Source organism: Marinobacter sp. Arc7-DN-1, from assembly GCF_003441595.1.
Taxonomy (GTDB): Bacteria; Pseudomonadota; Gammaproteobacteria; order Pseudomonadales; family Oleiphilaceae; genus Marinobacter; species Marinobacter metalliresistant.
Map to the genome: position 1 here is coordinate 3,078,341 of NZ_CP031848.1, position 18,154 is coordinate 3,096,494.

21 protein-coding genes are annotated in these 18,154 nt (G+C 59.0%); 4 read left to right on the top strand and 17 right to left on the bottom strand.

Annotated features, from left to right (window positions below; genetic code table 11):
- Positions 1-157: 157 nt before the first annotated feature.
- The 3 genes from D0851_RS14475 to D0851_RS14485 all read right to left on the bottom strand — a co-directional run bounded on the left by D0851_RS14475 (position 158) and on the right by D0851_RS14485 (position 2,043).
- On the bottom strand, positions 158-769 hold the full coding sequence (locus D0851_RS14475; RefSeq protein ID WP_117619283.1) for a molecular chaperone: 612 nt from the start codon (positions 767-769) through the stop codon (positions 158-160).
- 90 nt (positions 770-859) lie between these two features.
- Positions 860-1,465 carry a DUF3306 domain-containing protein gene (locus D0851_RS14480; protein WP_117619284.1) on the bottom strand — a complete coding sequence of 202 codons (606 nt, stop codon included), beginning with the start codon at positions 1,463-1,465 and terminating at the stop codon, positions 860-862.
- Positions 1,465-2,043: a DUF3305 domain-containing protein gene (locus tag D0851_RS14485; RefSeq protein WP_117619285.1), complete on the bottom strand. Its 579-nt coding sequence runs from the start codon at positions 2,041-2,043 to the stop codon at positions 1,465-1,467. Before D0851_RS14485 ends, D0851_RS14480 begins: the two co-directional genes overlap by 1 nt.
- A gap of 140 nt (positions 2,044-2,183) precedes the next feature.
- Between D0851_RS14485 and D0851_RS14490 the strand changes: the two genes are divergently transcribed.
- Genes D0851_RS14490 through D0851_RS14505 form a run of 4 tightly spaced genes read left to right on the top strand, consistent with a single transcriptional unit; the run spans position 2,184 to position 6,202 of the window.
- Entirely contained in the window at positions 2,184-4,163 is a 1,980-nt protein-coding gene (locus D0851_RS14490; protein ID WP_117619286.1) for a 4Fe-4S binding protein, read from the top strand.
- Positions 4,164-4,182: 19 nt separating this feature from the next.
- Positions 4,183-5,028, top strand: a complete 846-nt coding sequence (locus D0851_RS14495) for an Mrp/NBP35 family ATP-binding protein (protein WP_117619287.1) — start codon at positions 4,183-4,185, stop codon at positions 5,026-5,028.
- Positions 5,025-5,729 carry a biotin/lipoate--protein ligase family protein gene (locus D0851_RS14500; RefSeq protein ID WP_117619288.1) on the top strand — a complete coding sequence of 235 codons (705 nt, stop codon included), beginning with the start codon at positions 5,025-5,027 and terminating at the stop codon, positions 5,727-5,729. Before D0851_RS14495 ends, D0851_RS14500 begins: the two co-directional genes overlap by 4 nt.
- Positions 5,726-6,202 (top strand): DUF6505 family protein, encoded by a 477-nt coding sequence (locus D0851_RS14505; RefSeq protein ID WP_117619289.1) that lies wholly within the window; start codon positions 5,726-5,728, stop codon positions 6,200-6,202. Before D0851_RS14500 ends, D0851_RS14505 begins: the two co-directional genes overlap by 4 nt.
- On the opposite strand, the gene D0851_RS14510 is transcribed toward D0851_RS14505, so the two are convergent.
- The 14 genes from D0851_RS14510 to D0851_RS14575 form a co-directional block, all read right to left on the bottom strand.
- Entirely contained in the window at positions 6,203-7,450 is a 1,248-nt protein-coding gene (locus D0851_RS14510) for a molybdopterin-binding protein (RefSeq protein WP_117619290.1), read from the bottom strand.
- A gap of 11 nt (positions 7,451-7,461) precedes the next feature.
- On the bottom strand, positions 7,462-7,953 hold the full coding sequence (gene mobB / locus D0851_RS14515) for a molybdopterin-guanine dinucleotide biosynthesis protein B (RefSeq protein WP_117619291.1): 492 nt from the start codon (positions 7,951-7,953) through the stop codon (positions 7,462-7,464).
- Positions 7,950-8,537: a molybdenum cofactor guanylyltransferase MobA gene (mobA, locus tag D0851_RS14520; protein ID WP_117619292.1), complete on the bottom strand. Its 588-nt coding sequence runs from the start codon at positions 8,535-8,537 to the stop codon at positions 7,950-7,952. The genes mobB and mobA overlap by 4 nt, the downstream gene beginning before the upstream one ends.
- A 12-nt stretch (positions 8,538-8,549) precedes the next feature.
- Positions 8,550-9,419 (bottom strand): formate dehydrogenase accessory sulfurtransferase FdhD, encoded by an 870-nt coding sequence (locus tag D0851_RS14525; protein ID WP_117619293.1) that lies wholly within the window; start codon positions 9,417-9,419, stop codon positions 8,550-8,552.
- Between the two features lie 48 nt (positions 9,420-9,467).
- Positions 9,468-10,265, bottom strand: coding sequence for a substrate-binding domain-containing protein (locus D0851_RS14530; RefSeq protein ID WP_117619294.1), 798 nt, complete (start codon positions 10,263-10,265; stop codon positions 9,468-9,470).
- A 9-nt stretch (positions 10,266-10,274) separates the two neighbouring features.
- Positions 10,275-11,009 (bottom strand): ATP-binding cassette domain-containing protein, encoded by a 735-nt coding sequence (locus D0851_RS14535; RefSeq protein ID WP_205422213.1) that lies wholly within the window; start codon positions 11,007-11,009, stop codon positions 10,275-10,277.
- Positions 10,978-11,673, bottom strand: a complete 696-nt coding sequence (locus tag D0851_RS14540) for an ABC transporter permease (protein WP_117619296.1) — start codon at positions 11,671-11,673, stop codon at positions 10,978-10,980. The genes D0851_RS14535 and D0851_RS14540 overlap by 32 nt, the downstream gene beginning before the upstream one ends.
- A gap of 84 nt (positions 11,674-11,757) precedes the next feature.
- On the bottom strand, positions 11,758-12,129 hold the full coding sequence (locus D0851_RS14545; protein ID WP_162893791.1) for an acyl-CoA thioesterase: 372 nt from the start codon (positions 12,127-12,129) through the stop codon (positions 11,758-11,760).
- A 164-nt stretch (positions 12,130-12,293) separates the two neighbouring features.
- Positions 12,294-13,424, bottom strand: a complete 1,131-nt coding sequence (locus D0851_RS14550; protein WP_117619298.1) for a zinc-dependent alcohol dehydrogenase family protein — start codon at positions 13,422-13,424, stop codon at positions 12,294-12,296.
- Positions 13,425-13,456: 32 nt separating this feature from the next.
- Entirely contained in the window at positions 13,457-14,131 is a 675-nt protein-coding gene (locus tag D0851_RS14555) for an ATP-binding cassette domain-containing protein (protein ID WP_117619299.1), read from the bottom strand.
- Between the two features lies 1 nt (position 14,132).
- The gene (locus D0851_RS14560; protein ID WP_117619300.1) at positions 14,133-14,909 is read right to left on the bottom strand and encodes an ABC transporter ATP-binding protein; all 777 of its coding nucleotides are present in this window, start codon (positions 14,907-14,909) and stop codon (positions 14,133-14,135) included.
- Positions 14,906-15,847: a branched-chain amino acid ABC transporter permease gene (locus D0851_RS14565; protein WP_117619301.1), complete on the bottom strand. Its 942-nt coding sequence runs from the start codon at positions 15,845-15,847 to the stop codon at positions 14,906-14,908. Before D0851_RS14565 ends, D0851_RS14560 begins: the two co-directional genes overlap by 4 nt.
- The gene (locus D0851_RS14570; protein WP_117619302.1) at positions 15,847-16,746 is read right to left on the bottom strand and encodes a branched-chain amino acid ABC transporter permease; all 900 of its coding nucleotides are present in this window, start codon (positions 16,744-16,746) and stop codon (positions 15,847-15,849) included. The genes D0851_RS14565 and D0851_RS14570 overlap by 1 nt, the downstream gene beginning before the upstream one ends.
- Positions 16,747-16,811: 65 nt before the next feature.
- Positions 16,812-18,137 (bottom strand): ABC transporter substrate-binding protein, encoded by a 1,326-nt coding sequence (locus D0851_RS14575; RefSeq protein WP_205422215.1) that lies wholly within the window; start codon positions 18,135-18,137, stop codon positions 16,812-16,814.
- Positions 18,138-18,154 lie beyond the last annotated feature (17 nt).

Genomic DNA, 18,154 nt, shown 5'->3' on the forward strand with positions numbered 1-18,154 from the left:
TTGACGATCTCGGCCGCGGCGTTCGGTGCAACCGCCACGGCAACGGCAGCTGGAACGGCAGCGACTGTCATGCGCAAGAAACCGCGACGGCTGTTTTCACACTTTGGGTTATCCACAGGACACCTCCACCTGAGTTAAGGGATCGGGGTGATCCCGGTTACTGAATTGCAAACGCCTCGGCCTCTACGATCATGAAAGCCCGCCCCAGCGAGCCCACAGGCGCGTAGAAGATCGCGGATTGCGCTTCTTCTAAATCGGTAAAAAACAACGCCGCCCACTTTGCCAGGTGCGCGTCAAAAAAGGCTTTCTGTGAAGACAAATCACTGTCACACACGAACTCGCCGGTGATGATGCCCGCCATGATTTCACACAGCGTGCCTATATGATCCTCAGGCTCTTTAACGTCGTCACTGGCCTTGATGCCCCTGGCCATCAGATCAGTACGCAAGTCCGCAAGGGGCTTCTCGTTCAGAAAACCGGTCAGGTAATAACTGGCGTACGGCAGCAGTTCGCCGCGGCCGAGTCCAACGAACAGGTTGTTATACTCCCGCTCGGCGTCATAAGGCGTGGTGCGCTCGGCAAGAGCGGCCAGATTTTTAGAGGCGGAGCCCAGAGTGGTACCGTCACCCTGTAAGGATGCCAATCCCTGAAGCAGCTCTCTCGAAGGTGGGTCACCCAGCAAGACGCCCAGCAATTGGTATATTTGGGCTCGCGCGCGATCTTCGTCGCTGATCGAGCGAGGGCACTGAACTTCAGCAGTGTTGACCAAGTCTCAGTCCTTAGTATTATTGTTTGATTTTTGCACTATTAATCTTTATAGCGCTGATCGGGCTCTGGCGCAACCTGCTCCCGAACATGGTTATTCAAAACGCATCCGGGGGCGATAGCGCGGTTCAGGTTCGGGCTCCGGCTCAGCTTCGCCAACTACCCGTTCGAGGCTGCCGGGATCGGGCAATAGCTCAACCGCAATCCCGGGCTCCGATTCTTCCGTGATCCCTTCAGACTCAATCGGTTCCGGGTCTTCGGCGTGCGCCTCGATCCGGTTTTCGAGTTGCTCATCAATCTTTTTGGTTTTATCGATCAGGCCCTGGCCCACCTTGTATAGGGTCTTTGCGCCTTTAACCGCGGCTCCGGCGTCAGTGAAATCTTCGTCATAGTCATTAAGGCCATCCAGCACCGCCAGCACGGGGTTGGATTTCCAGAGTGCTCGCAGGGCCTTACGGCGCAAGTAGTCAGGAATCTCGTTGCCCATGAATCCGGCGATGTCGGTACCCAGCCCGATGGTATCCGGATCAGGCAAACCGTACTTCTCCAGCACCTCGTGTTCCGGCAGGGCCTCATTACGAGCGAGTTCCTCTGCTTCGGGAGACGGCCCGGAGCCGGCAGCCGAAGGGGGGGCGGGCTCAGCTTTTCTGCCGGCTTCGGTTTTTCTGCGCGACCAACGCTGTAGACGTGACTCAGTCATCACTGAACTCTTGGTTTCTTAATGTTGGAAGGGGCACGATAAACGTCGCTTTGCTGACGGATACGCGGATCGCCTTTGGCGTCCTCGATACCATCGACACGGATCTCGTCACGACGGCGCTTTTTGAAAGGCTCCTCGATATAGTGCATGTCGATAAACTCTTTGATCCAGGCCGCCAGGGACTCGGGAATCGGAACCGCTTCGACGATGCTCTCGCCACTATCCAGGGCATCCAGCGCCTCATGGGCACTGGCGGTAATGGTGCTGACAACCCACCCTGAAGGAGACCGATTGGACTGGTCCTTATCCAATATGACCCAGACGGAGGGAACGATCATATTCAAGGATACAAGGTAACCCTCTACATCGGCGCGAAATAATTCCATTGCCACGGTGCCTGCGTGGTAATCGACCACCTCGCCCTTGCGGACCAGCTCTTTCCAGAATGCCTCCGGAGCCCCCGGTATAAGGGCTACTGGCTTCCAGATGTCCCGCGCCCACCGGGTTACGCCGGGTGACCGGCGAACGACGGCACCGACTTGTAATTCGCGTTTCCAATGATCTGTACGACTACTCATGGCATGTCTCTTCTGTTATAGCTTAAAACTAGCAGGGCCCGAACGATTATCCAATTGTCCAAAAGTAAATAGCTGTGGCATGCTCAAAAAGCGAACCGATACGTATACGCATAACAACAACGAAAAGAGTCGAATTCCTGATGACGGCACACAAGACCCTACTGTTATGTACCTGCGACAAAACACAGTCCTTTGATCCAGAGGCACTGCGGACGGCCGCGGCAGCTGGGCAGGTGATCGCGGTGGATCAACTGTGCGGCAACGATATGAAGACTGCCGCTGATCATCTGGGCGCCAGTAACGAATTGCTCATAGCCTGTGGCCAGCAGGCCGCTTTATTCGAGCGCCTGGGTGAGGACGTATACGCTGGGATTCAGCACTGCGCGCCGTTCAGTACCATCGACATTCGGGATCGCGCCGGCTGGAGTGCCGCCAGCGCGAAGCCCGGGCGTTTACATGCCAAGCAGGCGGCCTTGATCGCCGCGGCCCAACTGCCCGCTCCCATGGCGCCTGCGAAAACCATTCAGTCCAGCGGTGTGTGCTGCATTGTCGGCCCCACCGAGCAGGCCATCAGAATGGCCGAGCTGGTCCAGGACGAGCTGGGCGTCACCTGTATCGTCAATGATGCAGGCCCGATACAGCTACCCTCCGCCGCCTACGACGTGGCCAAGGGGCAACTGACGGGGGCTTATGGCGCGCTGGGCAACTTCAAACTGGAATTTGCCCAGTTGCAGACCCTGAATCCCGCCGGTCGCGGTGCACTGGGTTATGGCGAGGTTAAGGCCACCGCCCGGAGCGAGTGCGACGTGTTTATCGACCTGCGCGGTGCTGGTCCCGCGTTTCCCAGTCATCAAAAACGCAACGGCTACTTCTGGGCTGATCCGGTCAAAACCGGGGAATTGGAGCGTATAGCACTGACGGCGAGAGAGCGGGTCGGTGAGTTCGAGAAAACGGTGTATTTCAGGTTGGAAGAATCGCTGTGTGCGCATTCCCGGGCAAACAAGACCGGTTGTACCCGCTGCCTGGACGCCTGCTGCTCCGAGGCTATTTTTTCCGCCGGGGACCACATCCAGATCGATTCGGATATTTGCGCTGGTTGCGGGTCCTGTGCGGCGGTCTGCCCCACGTCTGCGGTGACCATGAACGAAACCCCGTTCGAGGCTCTGGTCAAAGCCATGGATGTCATGGCGAGGGTTTATCGCGAACATGCCAATGAAGCCCCGCGTCTGGTTTTTCACACGTTGAAAACGGGTGGTGATGCCATCGCCTACCTGGCTCGATATGACGATGGGCTGGCGGATGATCTGATTCCGCTGGGGCTGGAGAATACAGACCGGGTCGGCCATGCCGAGATAATGTCCGCGTTGGGCGCGGGCTACGCCGAAGTGTTGATCCTTGCCGACAACGAGATAGACCGCCGGGCGGTGGCTCCGGAAGTTGAACTGGCCCAGGCCATGCTCAAAGGTACTCATAACTCCCCCAGCCGGGTGCGGATTATTTCCGCCATCGAACTCTGCGACGCCGGCGACAACGCCGGGCGAGTGAGCGAACCGGTACTGCTGGTCGGAGGCCGCCGTGACATCACGCGGGTGACCGTCGGCGCGATGGTGGACAAGCTCGAAGCGCCGATCCCCCTGCCAGCGGGCGCACCTTACGGCGCGATCGAAATCAATTCCGACAAATGCACGCTTTGTCTGGCCTGCGTATCGCTGTGTCCCACCGGTGCCCTTGGCGACCATCCGGACCGGCCTGAGGTTCAGTTCACGGAAAACGCCTGCGTTCAATGCGGCGTCTGCAAAAGCACCTGCCCTGAGACGGCCATTACTCTCAAACCCCGGCTGGACTTGTCGAAGGACGCCCTGAGTGCCCGGACATTGCATGGCGAGGACCCCTTCGAATGCATCAAATGCGGCACGCCGTTTGGCGTCGCGAGCACCATTAGCCGAATCGTTGAAAAACTGGAAAACCAGCACTGGATGTACAAGAACTCTGACAACGTTCAGCTCATCAAGATGTGTGACGACTGTCGGGTCAAAGCCCAGTTCCACGGCGAAAACGCGCCCATGGCGGGGGGCGAGCGTCCCCGGGTTCGCACCAGTGACGACTACCTGGACAGCTAAACATTAAACAGGACACAACATGGTTCAATACGTAGACGCAGCGCGACCAAACCTGATCGGTACCGACGCGCCCCGGCCACAGGACAGAAACCCGAAGGGCATTGATCGCATCATCGCCATCGCCTCGGGCAAAGGCGGCGTGGGAAAGTCCACAGTGGCGTCCAATCTGGCTGTCGCGCTGGCCTCGAAAGGTCTTAAGGTGGGCCTGTTGGACGCCGACGTCTACGGGCCCAGTCAGCCCCGCATGCTGGGTGTTTCAGGTCGCCCGTCCAGCCCCGACGGGCAGACCATCCTGCCCCTGCGCAATCATGGCGTGACCCTGATGTCTCTGGGCCTGATGGTCCCGGATGACGAAGCCATCGTCTGGCGTGGCCCCATGCTGATGGGCGCCCTGCAACAGATGATGAACCAGGTGGACTGGGGCCGACTGGACGTGCTGCTGGTGGATCTGCCCCCGGGCACCGGTGACGTCCAGATGACCCTGAGTCAGAAATTCTTTGTGGCGGGCGCGGTTGTGGTCTCGACACCTCAGGACATCGCCCTGATGGACGCGCGCAAAGGCATTGACATGTTCAACCGGATGGACGTGCCGCTATTTGGCTTGATCGAAAATATGGCATCTTTTGTCTGTGATGGCTGCGGCAAAGAACACCACCCCTTTGGGTCCGGCGGCGCCCGGGCTGAGGCGCAAAAGCTCGGAGCGCCCTTCCTCGGTGAAATCCCACTCGATCTGGATATCCGTGTCGGTTCGGACGGCGGCGTTCCGATTGTGGTGTCAAAGCCGGATAGCCCTCAGGCCAAGGCCTTCCAGCGCATCGCCGATGAACTTGTCGCCTCTGATGTCTACGCCCGGGCCATCCGATGAGTGAGTCACCTCAATTCCCGCCGCTATTCACCGGCGAAGTGCTGCCCAAACACACGGATCCCTTTGATAAGGCCGTCAGCCGGGCCATCGCAGGGGTTGATTCAGGCACGATTTTTTACTCCGAGGCGGTTGATACCTTGCGCGCGGCCCTGGTGCTGGCGCCGGAAACGCCTCTGGAAGAGGCTATTCAGGCCGTTTACGTTGCCCAGATAGGCCTGGCCGAAAGTCTGGGCGCGCTGGCCCCGCCCGAAGTGCCCGTTCACTTTGTATGGCCTGATCGGATCAAGGTCAATGGTGCGGTCTGCGGTGGCGTTCGCTTTGCAGCGGATGTGTCGGATCCTAAAGCCCATCCTGACTGGCTGGTCATTGGCATTGAGGTGCCCTTCATGCATTTGAGCGGCGAGCCGGGCGAAAACCCGAATCAAACCTGTCTGTATGAGGAAGGTTGCGTCGATATCACCCCCATGGCGCTGCTGGAAAGCTGGTCCAAACATACCCTGCTGTGGCTGACCTACTTCATGGACAGCGGATTCGCGCGCGTACACAACGAGTGGCGGCCACGCTGCGACACCCTGGGCGAGACGATCAGCCAGCCCCGGTCCGGTGTGTTTGTCGGCCTGGATGAAAAAGGCCGGATGCTGTTGCGTCAGGGTGTCATGACCGAGACAGTGAGTCTGATTGAATTCGCGGAGCACCTATGAAACTGGCCCGAACCCTGCGACTGGATATCTCCGATGACAATGTGTTTGAAGTGCCGGCCGCCAGCGGCGAATGGGCCATCTCGGGCGGATTTGAATTCTCCAACTGGACCGAAGCGGATCTGAAGGGGAAGGCTCGCCAGGCGTTCAGTAACGGCTGGTACAGCATCGAATCCGGTGGCCGCGCCAGTTTTGTGGGCGTGTGCGACATTACCGGGGCCGAACTGGAGCGGCTGCGTCAGACCCTGGCTCAAACCTTTGTGGAGGTGTACGGTGCGCCGGATATCGACGCCGCCTATCCTGTCGCCTGCGACGAAATCGACCAGATGCGCAGCATGTGTGAGGATTTTGAGGACAACACCCTGCTGATGGTCAGCCGCCGGCTGACCGAGTTGGGTGTTGAGGAAACCTACCAGAGCCGGGTGCCGCAGGATGCTTCGTTGGAAGCCTTTGCCGTCCACGGCAGCTACGAGTAATCACAACCCGAAGCTGCCGTAGGGAATAAACCGCACAGGGGTTCCCGGCTCTATCTGGCGGGCGCTCTCATCCAGTTCCACCAGGCCCTCGGACCAGGCCAGACCGGTCACCCGGCCCGATCCCTCAGAGCCGAAGACCTCAACCTGCCCGTTGCGGACCCGGGCGCGCAACATCTCGCTGCGCCCGGGCTTCTTGTTCTTGGTAAAGTTGGCGGGCACGACATAACCCTGGGGTTCAAACCATTCACCCCCGGCCAACAGCGCCATTGCCGGCGCGCCAAAGCGCAGGGCGCAGACCCAGGCCGCCACCGGATTGCCCGGCAAGCCCACCACGGGTGTGCCCCGGAACATGGCCAGCGCCAGGGGCCGGCCCGGCTTGATCGCGATGCGCCAGTTGCTGATGTCGCCATGGGCCTTCAGCGTTTTCGACACATGATCCTCGTCCCCGGCAGAAACGCCGCCACTGGTCAGGATCAGGTCGCACTGCTCAGCACCGCGCTCCAATGCAGCCTTCACATCCTCGGCCCGGTCCAGCGCATGGCCCAGGTCCACCAGTTGATAGCCAAGTTGCGCCACCAGGGCACTGAGCATCGGGCGGTTCGCGTCATAAATCTGCCAGTCGGTGACCGCTGAACCAACCGGCTTCACTTCATCACCTGTGGACAGGACACCGACGCGCAGCCGCTGATACACATCCACCGACTCGACACCGACGCTGGCGAGGACGGAAATCTGGGTAGGCGTCAGGCGGGTACCTGCGGTAAGAATCCGATCCTGCGCCTTGATGTCCTCTCCGGCTTTGCGTGTGTTGGCGCCGGCTTTTAGTGTGCCGTTCAGGTGCAGCTTTCCCTCTGTGACCTCGCAGTCCTCTTCCAGCACCACCGTATCCGTGCCGGCCGGAATCACCGCACCGGTCAGAATCCGGATAGCATGGCCCCCGGGCACATGCCCCATGTACGGCTCCCCGGCGGCACTGCGGCCATCAACCAGGGGCAGGGCGCAGGGCACCTGAGTTAGAGGTCCCGCAAACGCATAGCCATCGACCGCCGAATTGTTGCTCGGGGGGTGAGCGCGAGGCGCATGGACGTCGCTCGCCAGTATCCGGCCATTGACCTGTGACAGCGGGACAGCGCGATCCACACCCACCACAGGATGCAAGCGTGAACGTAGCCGCTCCAGGGCCTCGTCTACCGGCGTCCAGTTCACCCCGGGGGGCAGGGCAAAACAGTCGTTACGAAGCGGGTTCATAGCTCTCCCGTTCATGGTTTTCCAGGGGTCAGAATAAAGTCAGCGATTCCGGGCACATCGTTCAAATCAAAGCAGGGGCCCGCAAACTCCGAGGCATAGTCCGTCGCCACGGCAATAATACTGGCGTCTTCCGGGTGAAGGGGCGCACGGGAGCTTTCCCGCCTGTGCACCTCAATTTTGGGGTGTGAATGGGTCTTGAACCCCTCGACCACGACCCAATCGCAGGGGCCCAGCCGGGCCAGCAATTCATCCAGCGTCGGCTCCCTGGCGCCCCGCAGCTCGTGCATGATGGCGAAACGCTGTCCACCCGCCAGGATGACCTCTCGCGCCCCGGCATCACGGTGTTGGTAGCTGTCGGTGCCGGGCTGGTCCACATCCACCGTGTGATGGGCATGCTTGATCGAGTTAACCGTTAATCCCCTGCCGGACAGCTCACGAATCAGAGCGGCGGCCAGGGTGGTCTTTCCGCAGTTTTTCCAGCCCACGATGCCTATAACGTTCACTTCAGGTGTTTCTCCGCCCAGGCCAGGTCTTCCGGCGTATTAATGTTGAAAAAGTCGTCCTCACCAAAAATCACCAGCGTCTCACCCTGGGCCTGGGTCCACTGACGAATCTTGCGGACACCGTCGTTCAGGGCGGCTCTCAGATTATGCCGCAACGCGACCTGCCAACGGCCAAAGGTTGGCTGGGGCAGTCGGCCGCGTTCCGGATCCGGCGTGGCCGCCAGCACCACCGGGGTATCGCATTCGGCCAATCGTGCTGCCAGGTCCAGAGGGAACGACGGGGTATCCGCGGCGACGCTGATCAGCCACTCATGGCCCTGTTCGGCAGCCCAATCCATGCCCGCGAGCACACCCGCCAGCGGGCCCGGAAAATCACCAATCGAGTCGGCCACCACCGGCAGACCCAGATCATCAAACCGGCTCAGATCCCCGTTGGCGTTTAACACCACGGCGTCGACCTGCGGCGTGATTCGGTCGATGACACGATGGATCAATGACTGATCGCCCAGCATCAATCGTCCTTTGTCACCACCGCCCATTCGGTTTGCCTGGCCACCGGCCAGAATGACCGCACACTCAGTCATGCTGTGCCTCCGTCAATCATGCTGCGCGCCTTTGCGCCGCAGCTTTTTGTCTTCATCGGGAACCTGCGACAAATCCTGATCGAACACCAGGCGATGCTGGCCGCCGAGGCAGGTGAATTTCCTGCCTCGCATCCTTCCGATCAGCGTTAACCCGACCTGCCGGGCAATATCGACACCCCAGGCGGTAAAGCCTGATCGGCTGATCAGGGTCGGGATGCCCATCAGGGCCGTCTTGATCACCATTTCGGAGGTCAGACGGCCAGTGGTGTATAGGACTTTGTCGGCCGCCGGGATGCCGTTTAAGTGCATCCAGCCTGCGATCTTGTCGACCGCATTGTGACGCCCGACATCCTCCATGTAGGCCAGGATCTGGCGTCCCTGACACAGGGCAGTGCCATGAATGGCACCGGTTTCCATATACAGGCTGGGCGTGTGGTTAATCTGATACGAGAGATCGTAAAAGGTACTGGTGTGCACCGGTGTATCCGGCAATGACAGCCCGTCAAGCCCGGCCATCATATCACCAAACACAGTGCCCACGGCACAGCCGGAGGTGCGGGTTTTCTTTTTCAGCTTGGTCTCTACATCGGTAACACCTGCGGTACGGACCACAGCGACTTCCAGCTCTTCGTCGAAATCAATCTTCGTGACCTGATCGGTCTCTTTCAGCATACCCTGGTTCAGGAGAAAACCGAGCGCCAGATACTCCGGGTGATCGCCGATAGTCATTGCCGTGACGATCTCCTGGCTGTTCAGATAGATGGTCAGGGGACGCTCTTCGATCACGCTGATCGACTTCGGTTGGCCGGCTTCATCAACGCCCTCGACGGTGCGGGACAGCCGGGGGTCGGTCGGGTTAGGTAGAAGGGGTGCACTCGTCATTATCGCTTTAGTCCGCTCAGGAAATACACGTGCTCGAATCTGGCTGGCCTAGTCGGCGTTCGGGAAAAACAGCTGCTTGCCGTCAACCTGATAGGCACCAATCGCGGCTTGTCCGGTGTCAGACAGCAACCACTGTGCAAAGGTCTCCGCCGCCTCTCGATTAACGTTCGGGCATTTTTTCGCACTGACGGGAATAACACCGTACTGGTTGAAAAGGGCGGGGTTTCCCTCGAATAGAATGGCGGCGTCCTGTTTGTTGGCAAAGGCGATCCAGGTGGCTCTGTCCGTTAACACATAGGCGCCCAGGCTCACACCGGTATTCAGGGTTGCGCCCATGCCGCTGCCGGTTTCAAGGTACCATTGACCGGATCCGGCGTCAGGGTCGATAGCGGCCGCCTGCCACAATGAGCGTTCTTTTTTGTGTGTCCCCGAATCATCACCGCGTGAGGCAAATTTAGCGCCGGCTTGCTTGATTCTCTGCAGAGCGTCAATGACGTCGCGGGCGTCTGCCAGATTTGCCGGATCGGCTTTGGGTCCAATGATGACAAAGTCGTTGTACATCAGGTCGCGGCGATAGTCGCCATAGCCATCAGCAACCAATTTTTCCTCGGCCGGCCTGGCGTGAACCAGAAGCACATCGCCATCACAGCGCCTGGCATTTTTGATCGCCTGTCCCGTGCCTACGGCGACGACATTCACCTTTATGCCGGTGTCCTTTTCCAATAGCGGTAACAGGTAGTCATATAGGCCACTGTTCTGGGTTGAGGTGGTGGACTGAACGATGATGGTATCCGCCAGAGTGTGAGCGCTGAAAGCCAACGCAACGCAGATGATCAGGTGCTTCATAGCCGTCCTCTAAAACAGGATTTCGCCGGCTAAATACGCTTTAGCCATCGGGGTTTTGGGCGCGGTAAAAAACTGACCAGCCGGGCTCTGCTCGGCTATCTGCCCATTGGAAATAAATACGATTTCATCGGCTAAACGTCTAGCCTGACTTTGGTCATGACTGACCAGAATAACCTTGGTGCCCCGGGCGCTCTGGGCTTTGACCAACGATTCAATTAATAGCACCGATGCCGGATCCAGGCTAGCCGTCGCCTCATCCAACAGCAATAACGCAGGCTCACTCAACAGGGCCCGAGCCAGGGCCAGTCGCTGTTGTTCTCCACCGGACAGCATCCGGGCCGGTTGATCGGCCCGGTCAGCCAAGTTGACAGACTCCAGAGCCTGAATCAAACGCCGGGGGGCGGTCTTGGCGATCCTGGGGGCCGCAAAGGCCAGATTCTGTAGCGCCGTTCGGCGCAGCAGTACCGGGTGCTGAAAGACCATAGCCTGTTCATCGCGACTGGCGGCCACCGTCAGGGAGCCCAGAGTAATCAATCCTTCATCCGGAGTGATCAGTCCATGCAAACAGCGAAGGAGCATGGTTTTTCCCGCGCCGTTCGGGCCCATAATCACCGTGATGCCGGGTTCATCAATCCGCAGGTTTACACCCTGCAACACGGCACGATCACCTTTAATAAGGCGCAGGTCACTGATAATGATAGGCAGGAGCAGGTTAGGCATATTGGCGCTTTGCAGCGTATTCACGGACGCCGATCACCAGTGCGTTGACCAGCAATGACAGAGTCAGCAACACCGCACCCAGGCCCAGGGCAAGGGTCAGGTTGCCCTTCGAGGTTTCCAGTGCGATGGCGGTGGTCATGACACGGGTCAGGTGATCAATATTGCCGCCGACGATGATAACGGCGCCTACTTCGGCGATGGCCCGGCCGAAGCCCGCCAGAATGCAGGTGGTCAGCGCATAGCGGGCATCCACCAGATAGGCCCCCACCGCGCGGCGCCCGGTGATACCCATCGAGTAGAATGTATCCCTGTACTCCTGATGAAGGTGCTCAATCACCTGATTCGAAAGAGCCGCGATAATCGGGGTGATCAGCACCACTTGCGCGATGATCATGGCAGAGGGTGTGTACAGCAGGCCCAGCCAACCCAGCGGACCGGACCGTGACAGCAGCAAATACACAATCAGCCCCACCACCACGGGGGGCATGCCCATCAGGGCGTTCAGCAAAAGGATGCAGAATTTGCGTCCCGGGAATCTGGTGATCGCCAGCCAGGTCCCCAGAGGCAAACCAATGACGGCGGATACGACCAGCGCACTCAGGCTGACCTGGATGGACAGCCAGAGAATTTCAAATAAATCCGCGTCCAGTGTGATAATCAGTCGGAAGGCTTCAGCCAATGCATCCATTTATAAGGATAGTCCTGAATTAGTACATTGAGGATTCAAGCCTCTTTGCCCAAGATTCGCAAGGATTTTGAGCGGGCTTATGTTTCAGTCCACCAGTATCCGCTCAAGTGCCGCCCGGATTTCGCCGGGGATGGGGGCCGATGCATGTTTCCTGCGGTCCACGAACACGTGCACAACCTGACCGAATGCGGCCGCTTCCGGATCGCCTTCCCTGAAAACGCCAACCTCGTAAGTCACCGAGCTTCCGCCGATTTTTACCACGCGGAGTCCTGACTCGATGGCCTCAGGATAGGCTACCGGTTTTCGGAACTGACAGTTTGAACTGACGATATATCCGACGACGGGGGCATTGTGGATATCCAGGCCTCCCTCATCAATCAGATACCGGTTTATGGCCGTGTCGAAGTAGGAATAGTAGGTGACGTTATTGATGTGCCCATACACATCGTTGTCCATCCATCGCGTGGTGACGGGATAAAAAACGGTGAAGTCTTCTCGTTCCAATGTCGGGCTCCTGAATCTGTGTTAGGCCGGATTGTTCAACTGTAAGGACATAATGTTCTCACATAAAGAGAACCGGTCCGGAAATCGTTCCGGAAAACAGGGCCCGACCGCTCCGACTAATCAAACAGGACAACCTGGCGGACTGCCTTGCCCGAGGCCAGCTTTTCAAATCCCTCGTTAATCTGGTCCAGGGTTAGCGTGCCGCTGAGCAGTTTGTCCACCGGCAGCTTGCCCTGACGAAACAGGGTGACGTAGCGGGCGACATCACGTACGGGAACGCAACTACCGACATAGCTGCCTTTGAGGGTCCGTTCCTCGGCAACCAGGCTGACTTGCTGGATGGCGACTTTCTTTTCCGGATGGGCCAGACCGCCGGTGACGGTGGTGCCACCGCGGCGGGTGATCTGGTAGGCGAATTCCAACGCTTTTTCGGAGCCGGCCATTTCAATCGCGCAGTCCACGCCGCCGCTGGTCAGGGTCTTGATCTTGTCCACGCAACCATCTTCACCGGAGTTGAAGGTGTGGGTCGCCCCCAGTTCCTTCGCCAGCGCGAGCTTGTCTTCGTCCAGGTCAATCGCAATCACCTCGCCGGCTCCGGCTACCAGGGCGCCCAGTACGCTGTTGAGGCCGACCCCTCCGAGACCAATGACGGCCACGGCCTGCCCCGCCTTGATGTTCGCGGAGTTGATGGCGGCACCGACGCCGGTCAGTACCGCACAACCGAACAGTGCAGCGTGATGCAGGGGTAGCGCTGGATCGACCTTGACCAGGGAGTCCCGCGATACCACTGCATGATCGGCAAAGGCGGAAACCCCCAGATGGTGATTGATGGCGGTGCCATCCGCCCGGTGCAGGCGGTGTTCGCCGCTGACCAGTGTGCCGGCGTTATTGGTTTTCGCTGCAGGCTCGCACAGGGCCGGCCGGCCTTCCGCACAGGGGGCGCAGTGGCCACAGCTGGGTACAAATACGGCGACCACATGATCACCTTCTTTCAGGTCACGGACTCCGCTGCCGACCGATTTCACAATACCCGCGGCTTCGTGGCCCAGGGCCATGGGCACCGGGCGCGGCCGGTTACCGTCGATCACCGACAGGTCGGAGTGGCACAGGCCGGCGGCTTTGATCTGCACCAGCACCTCATTATCGCCGGGCGGGTCCAGTTCCAGTTCTTCAATGACGAGCGGTTTGGTGTCTTGATAAGGGCGCTCGGCACCAATGGCTTGCAGAACGGCGGCACGAATTTTCATTGAATCTCTCCTCGGTCAATCGTTGTTCGGGCTCAGTCCACTGACGCCGATGCGTGTTCACGACCCGCCGAAACGGAGCCGCGTTCGATGCGCCAGGTGGCGTCTACCAGATCCGCAGAGTGGGTGTCGTCCGACTCTGCGATCAATACCGTCAGGCCTTCCCCGCGCAGGTCTGCAATGACAGACGTCAGTCGCTTGGCCAGTACCGGCGCCACGCCTTCGAATGGCTCGTCCAGCAGGATCAGCTCCCGACCCGGTATCAGGGCGCGGCCCAGGGCGACTAGTTTTTGTTGACCACCGGAGAGCTGCAGGGCCTTGCGCTCTCCGAAATCGGCGATCTCCGGCATCAGGGAATAAATCCACTTCAGTCGCTCTTCACCGTCTTTGATTTTGTTCGCCCAGGCCGGCATCAGCATATTTTCGGTAACGGTCAGTTCCGGGATCAGGCGGCGGTCCTCCGGCATATAGCTGATGCCCATACTGGCACGGTTATAGGACGCATAGCGGGTCAGGTTCTCTCCCTTGAACTCGATCTTGCCGGCGGTCGCCGGCAGCAGGCCCATGATGGCCTTGATCAGCGTCGTCTTGCCGGCACCGTTATGGCCGATCAGACTCGCCATCTCCCCGCCGGGAATGGTCAGGTTTATATCCCGCAGAATACCGATTTTCTCGATCGAGACGTCAAGGTGGGTGATGTTAAGACTCATGTCAGACGTCTCCCTGCTCGGTTTGTGGCTGGTGGCGTTTACCGGTCACCAACTCCTGGACCTGTTCATCCGCAAGGACCTCGTCGACGGCTCCATCCTTGATGACAACGCCGCTGGCGAAGGCCAGAACCCGGGTAACATAGCGTTGGACAATCTCCATGTCGTGCTCGACAAAAAGCACGGTCAGGCCCCGCCGGCGAACCACCTCCATTACGGTGTCCATTAGAGTGTACTTCTCTTCCGTGCTGACGCCGCTGGTGGGCTCATCCAGCAGCAGCATCTTCGGCTCACCCAGCATGGCAATCGCAATATCCAGCAGTTTTCGGGCACCCTGGGGCATGGCCGTGACCATTCCATCCCGGTACTGAGTGATATTCATCTGCTCCAGAATCTCGTCCGCTGCCGAAATACGTTCCGGCGTGCGCACTGGGCGCGTCATGTTCAGTTGCCGGCCTTCAGCGGCGGACAGGGCGATCGCGAGATTGTCCAGAACGGAAAGTTCCAGGAAAAGTTGTGGAACCTGGAACGAGCGAGCCAGACCACGGCGCATAAGTTTCCGGGGGCCGAGATTCCTGATGGGCTGGCCATCAAAGTTGATGACACCGGAGGAGGGCGGCAGATAACCGGTGACCATATTGATAAAGGTGGTCTTACCCGCCCCGTTCGAGCCGATGACCCCGACGATTTCCCCATCCGTGATGGTGACGTTGATATCCTCTGCGGCAACCACGGCCCCAAAATAGCGGGACAGGCTTTCCGTCTTCAGTATGTCGGTCATGCTGCAGCGCTCCGCTTGCGGGTGAACAGGCTCCAGATACCTTTGGGCAGGAATAGGATAATCAGTAGCAGAACTATGCCAAGAATGAGTTGCCAGGAGTTGGGAAACAGCTCGACCGCGTAGGTCCTCACCAGGATAAAGATGAACGCGGCAATAAACGGCGCGGCAACGTGGCCCGTCCCGCCAAGCAGTGCAATGAACACAAACTCACCGGAAATCGTCCAGTAAGCCATGGTGGGGTCGACATGCCCGGCCGTCAGGGCCGTCAGTGAACCGCCAACGGACCCCAGGGCTGCAGCAATGATGTAATTGACGTACAGCACCTGGCGCCGCGAGATACCCATGTATTCAACGCGCACCTCATTCTCACGGATCGCCTCGCAAGCCAGCCCGATACTGGACTGGAAGTAGCGGTTCAGGAACAGTGCCGCAGCAAGAGCCAGGACGACCGCCAGCCAGAGGGTCGTGGCACTTTCCAGGCCCTGGCCGGGCTGATAACCCAGGATTGACCACTTCACCACGCCAAAGCCGTCCGTGCTGCCGAGCCCCTGGCTCTTCACGAGGACACCGTAGAGAATCATGGAAAAAGCCAGCGTGAGCATGGCGAAAAAGATTTCCCGGTATCGCGTCAACAAAAGCCCCAACACCATGGCCAGGGCAACTGTTGCGATGATGCCCATGCCAATGAGGGCCAGCGCATCGGTCACACCGAGGAAGCGTCCACCGAGACCGACCGCATATCCACCCATGCAGTAAAACAGCCCCTGGCCAAAGGAAATCAGGCCTGCCCGCATTAGCATGACCACACCCATGACGACGAGGGCGGCGGCAATCGCCAGGGTCGATGTGAAGACCATCCAGTCGGGGCTGATGAACGATGACAGCCCAAGCAACAGGGCCGCCACCATCAGCAACATTTCTGTTTTTTGCAGGCGCATCATATTTTCCTCGCCGTGGCCTGACCAAACAGTCCGTGGGGACGGAAGATCAGTACCGCAGCCATCACGGCATAAATGATGAACAGTTCCAGTTGCGGCATGGTATGGATCGAGGCCGCCCGGGCCAGGCCGACGATCAGTGCCCCGATGGCGGCACCGGTAATGCTGCCCAGCCCACCGGTAACGACGACCGCGAAGGCCACGACAATGACCTCAACGCCGATGCCGGGAACCACCGAAATAATGGGTGCGGTAAAGCCACCGGCAATCGCGCCGAGGCCTGCACCGATTACGAAGGTCATGGTAAACATGCGGCGGACATTCACTCCCATGGCCTCGGACACTTCGCGATCGTGAATAATGGAGCGCAGAATCTTCCCGGTACGCGTACGCTCCAGCCAGAACCACATGATGGCGCCAACAACCACGGATACGCCGATCACCATGATCTGATAGCCGGATACCGTCAGCACGCCAATATTGAAGCGGCCCAGGGCGGTGTAAGGCTGATAGGCGAAATAGGGTGTCGTTCCCCAGACGAGCTTCATAAGGTCTTCCAGGATTAACAGCAGGGCAAAGGTAACGATCAGCATCAGTACTTCGTCACGCCCATACATCAGTCGGAGGATTCCCCGCTCCATGATGAGGCCGGCCACTGCTCCGATGGCGATGGCACAACCGGCAAGGAGCGCGAAGGCAATCCACAGTTGATCCCCACCACTGGCGTAATACCAGCCTATGGATGAAGCCGCCGCGTATGCCCCGAGAGCGTAGAGGCTGCCGTGCGCCATGTTCAGGATTCGCATAACGCCGTAAATGACGGTCAGCCCGGCTGCAACAAGAAACAGCCAGGACGCGTAGATAAGGCCGTCTATCAGAATCGCCCAGATGGTTAACATCTGCGTCTACTCCTGTTGGAAGGGTTCCGGTACCTCACAAGAGTCACCGGAACCAGAGTGATGGATCAGTCGCACCTGGCTCCAGGGAAGCCTGCCTTGATCCACTCCTGGGCATTGTGATTATCGGGCGGAGAGACACACTCACCGGCATAGGAGCGAACGTTACGCAGCTCCGGTCCGGAATCCGGTGAATAGTAGTACTCGCCGTAGTACATCGGTTGCAACGCCTGATGGCCATTGGCCAGTGCCATACGAACCGTGCCACTCACGGATTCGAAGGTTGCGCTTTTAAGAGTAGACGCAAGCTGCTCATCCGACGGCTTGTCCTTGGCCCCGGAATTGTCAGCTGCGTACTTCAGTGCCAGCAGCGCCTGGGCCATCTTCGACGAAGGATAGCTGGGCGGTACACCGTGCTCCGCTTCATAGGCTTTCGAGAACCATTCACTCAGGTCGTTGTCTGGCATGAAGGCACCGAAGGGGCCACGGCCACCGATGACAGTGCCGTTAGGTGCCTGGTTTTTAAACCGGTTAAAACCGGATTCGCCAGTAGTCAGCACAGCGGTTGCCTGTTCGAGAAGGCCGCGCACATTGGCCTGTGCTACGAACGCCTCCATGTCGCCACCCCACATACTGGAATGAATGATTTCAGGACGGCGGGTCTGGAGGGCGGAAATTTCAGTGCCGTAACTGCCCTGGAAAATCTGGGGCGTCTGGTTATCCACAAACTCGGTATCTGGCATCAACTGCTTCATGGATTCCTGGAAGTCATTCCAGGAATCCTGACCCCAGGCGTAGTTCTGCTGGATACCGGCCACACGCGTGATGTCCGGGCGGGTTTCTTTCAGGTAGTGGGCGGCGCCAACGTTATCCGCGGTGGCATCAAGGCCGGTCCGGAAAAAGTACTGCGGGTTGTCCAGTTCCGGGAAAAGGCGCGGCGTGCCGCAGTCAAAGGCGATGGTGAACGTCTTCAGTTCTTCGGCGGCCGGGCTGACCGCCAGGCAATCACCACTGGAGATATAGCCGATCACCGCATCAACGTTCTGACGCTGGACCAGGTTCCGGTATTCCTCAACCTGTTTGGTGGGGCCACCGGCTTCGTCGATGACGACCGACTCCAGCTGCAGTCCGTTGATACCCTTGGTGTTGTAAGGCGCCGGCAGGGTGCCCTCGTTAATTGCCTTGATCACTGTCTCAGCGGCCTGCGCCGCCGGGACCCCGAATGGACCGGACGCACCGCCGGACAGGAACGTCACAAGTCCGACCTTGAAGGTGCCTTCCTGGGCGCTGGCGAAGCCCGCGAAGCCCATGACACCGACAGAGGCTATGGCCAGCGAGGTGGCGGTGCCCAGGAGCTTCCGCTGCCATGGTTTGGGTTGCAGGGAGTGTCCCATTGTCTTCTCCTTCATTG

Excerpts from the sequence above, each read along its gene's own strand:
- D0851_RS14480 (WP_117619284.1), bottom strand. The coding sequence starts at position 1,465 with ATGACTGAGTCACGTCTACAGCGTTGGTCGCGCAGAAAAACCGAAGCC.
- D0851_RS14485 (WP_117619285.1), bottom strand. The coding sequence starts at position 2,043 with ATGAGTAGTCGTACAGATCATTGGAAACGCGAATTACAAGTCGGTGCC.
- D0851_RS14490 (WP_117619286.1), top strand. The coding sequence starts at position 2,184 with ATGACGGCACACAAGACCCTACTGTTATGTACCTGCGACAAAACACAG.
- D0851_RS14495 (WP_117619287.1), top strand. The coding sequence starts at position 4,183 with ATGGTTCAATACGTAGACGCAGCGCGACCAAACCTGATCGGTACCGAC.
- D0851_RS14500 (WP_117619288.1), top strand. The coding sequence starts at position 5,025 with ATGAGTGAGTCACCTCAATTCCCGCCGCTATTCACCGGCGAAGTGCTG.
- D0851_RS14505 (WP_117619289.1), top strand. The coding sequence starts at position 5,726 with ATGAAACTGGCCCGAACCCTGCGACTGGATATCTCCGATGACAATGTG.
- D0851_RS14510 (WP_117619290.1), bottom strand. The coding sequence starts at position 7,450 with ATGAACCCGCTTCGTAACGACTGTTTTGCCCTGCCCCCCGGGGTGAAC.
- mobA (WP_117619292.1), bottom strand. The coding sequence starts at position 8,537 with ATGACTGAGTGTGCGGTCATTCTGGCCGGTGGCCAGGCAAACCGAATG.
- D0851_RS14525 (WP_117619293.1), bottom strand. The coding sequence starts at position 9,419 with ATGACGAGTGCACCCCTTCTACCTAACCCGACCGACCCCCGGCTGTCC.
- D0851_RS14530 (WP_117619294.1), bottom strand. The coding sequence starts at position 10,265 with ATGAAGCACCTGATCATCTGCGTTGCGTTGGCTTTCAGCGCTCACACT.
- D0851_RS14540 (WP_117619296.1), bottom strand. The coding sequence starts at position 11,673 with ATGGATGCATTGGCTGAAGCCTTCCGACTGATTATCACACTGGACGCG.
- D0851_RS14545 (WP_162893791.1), bottom strand. The coding sequence starts at position 12,129 with ATGGACAACGATGTGTATGGGCACATCAATAACGTCACCTACTATTCC.
- D0851_RS14550 (WP_117619298.1), bottom strand. The coding sequence starts at position 13,424 with ATGAAAATTCGTGCCGCCGTTCTGCAAGCCATTGGTGCCGAGCGCCCT.
- D0851_RS14555 (WP_117619299.1), bottom strand. The coding sequence starts at position 14,131 with ATGAGTCTTAACATCACCCACCTTGACGTCTCGATCGAGAAAATCGGT.
- D0851_RS14560 (WP_117619300.1), bottom strand. The coding sequence starts at position 14,909 with ATGACCGACATACTGAAGACGGAAAGCCTGTCCCGCTATTTTGGGGCC.
- D0851_RS14565 (WP_117619301.1), bottom strand. The coding sequence starts at position 15,847 with ATGCGCCTGCAAAAAACAGAAATGTTGCTGATGGTGGCGGCCCTGTTG.
- D0851_RS14570 (WP_117619302.1), bottom strand. The coding sequence starts at position 16,746 with ATGTTAACCATCTGGGCGATTCTGATAGACGGCCTTATCTACGCGTCC.
- D0851_RS14575 (WP_205422215.1), bottom strand. The coding sequence starts at position 18,137 with ATGGGACACTCCCTGCAACCCAAACCATGGCAGCGGAAGCTCCTGGGC.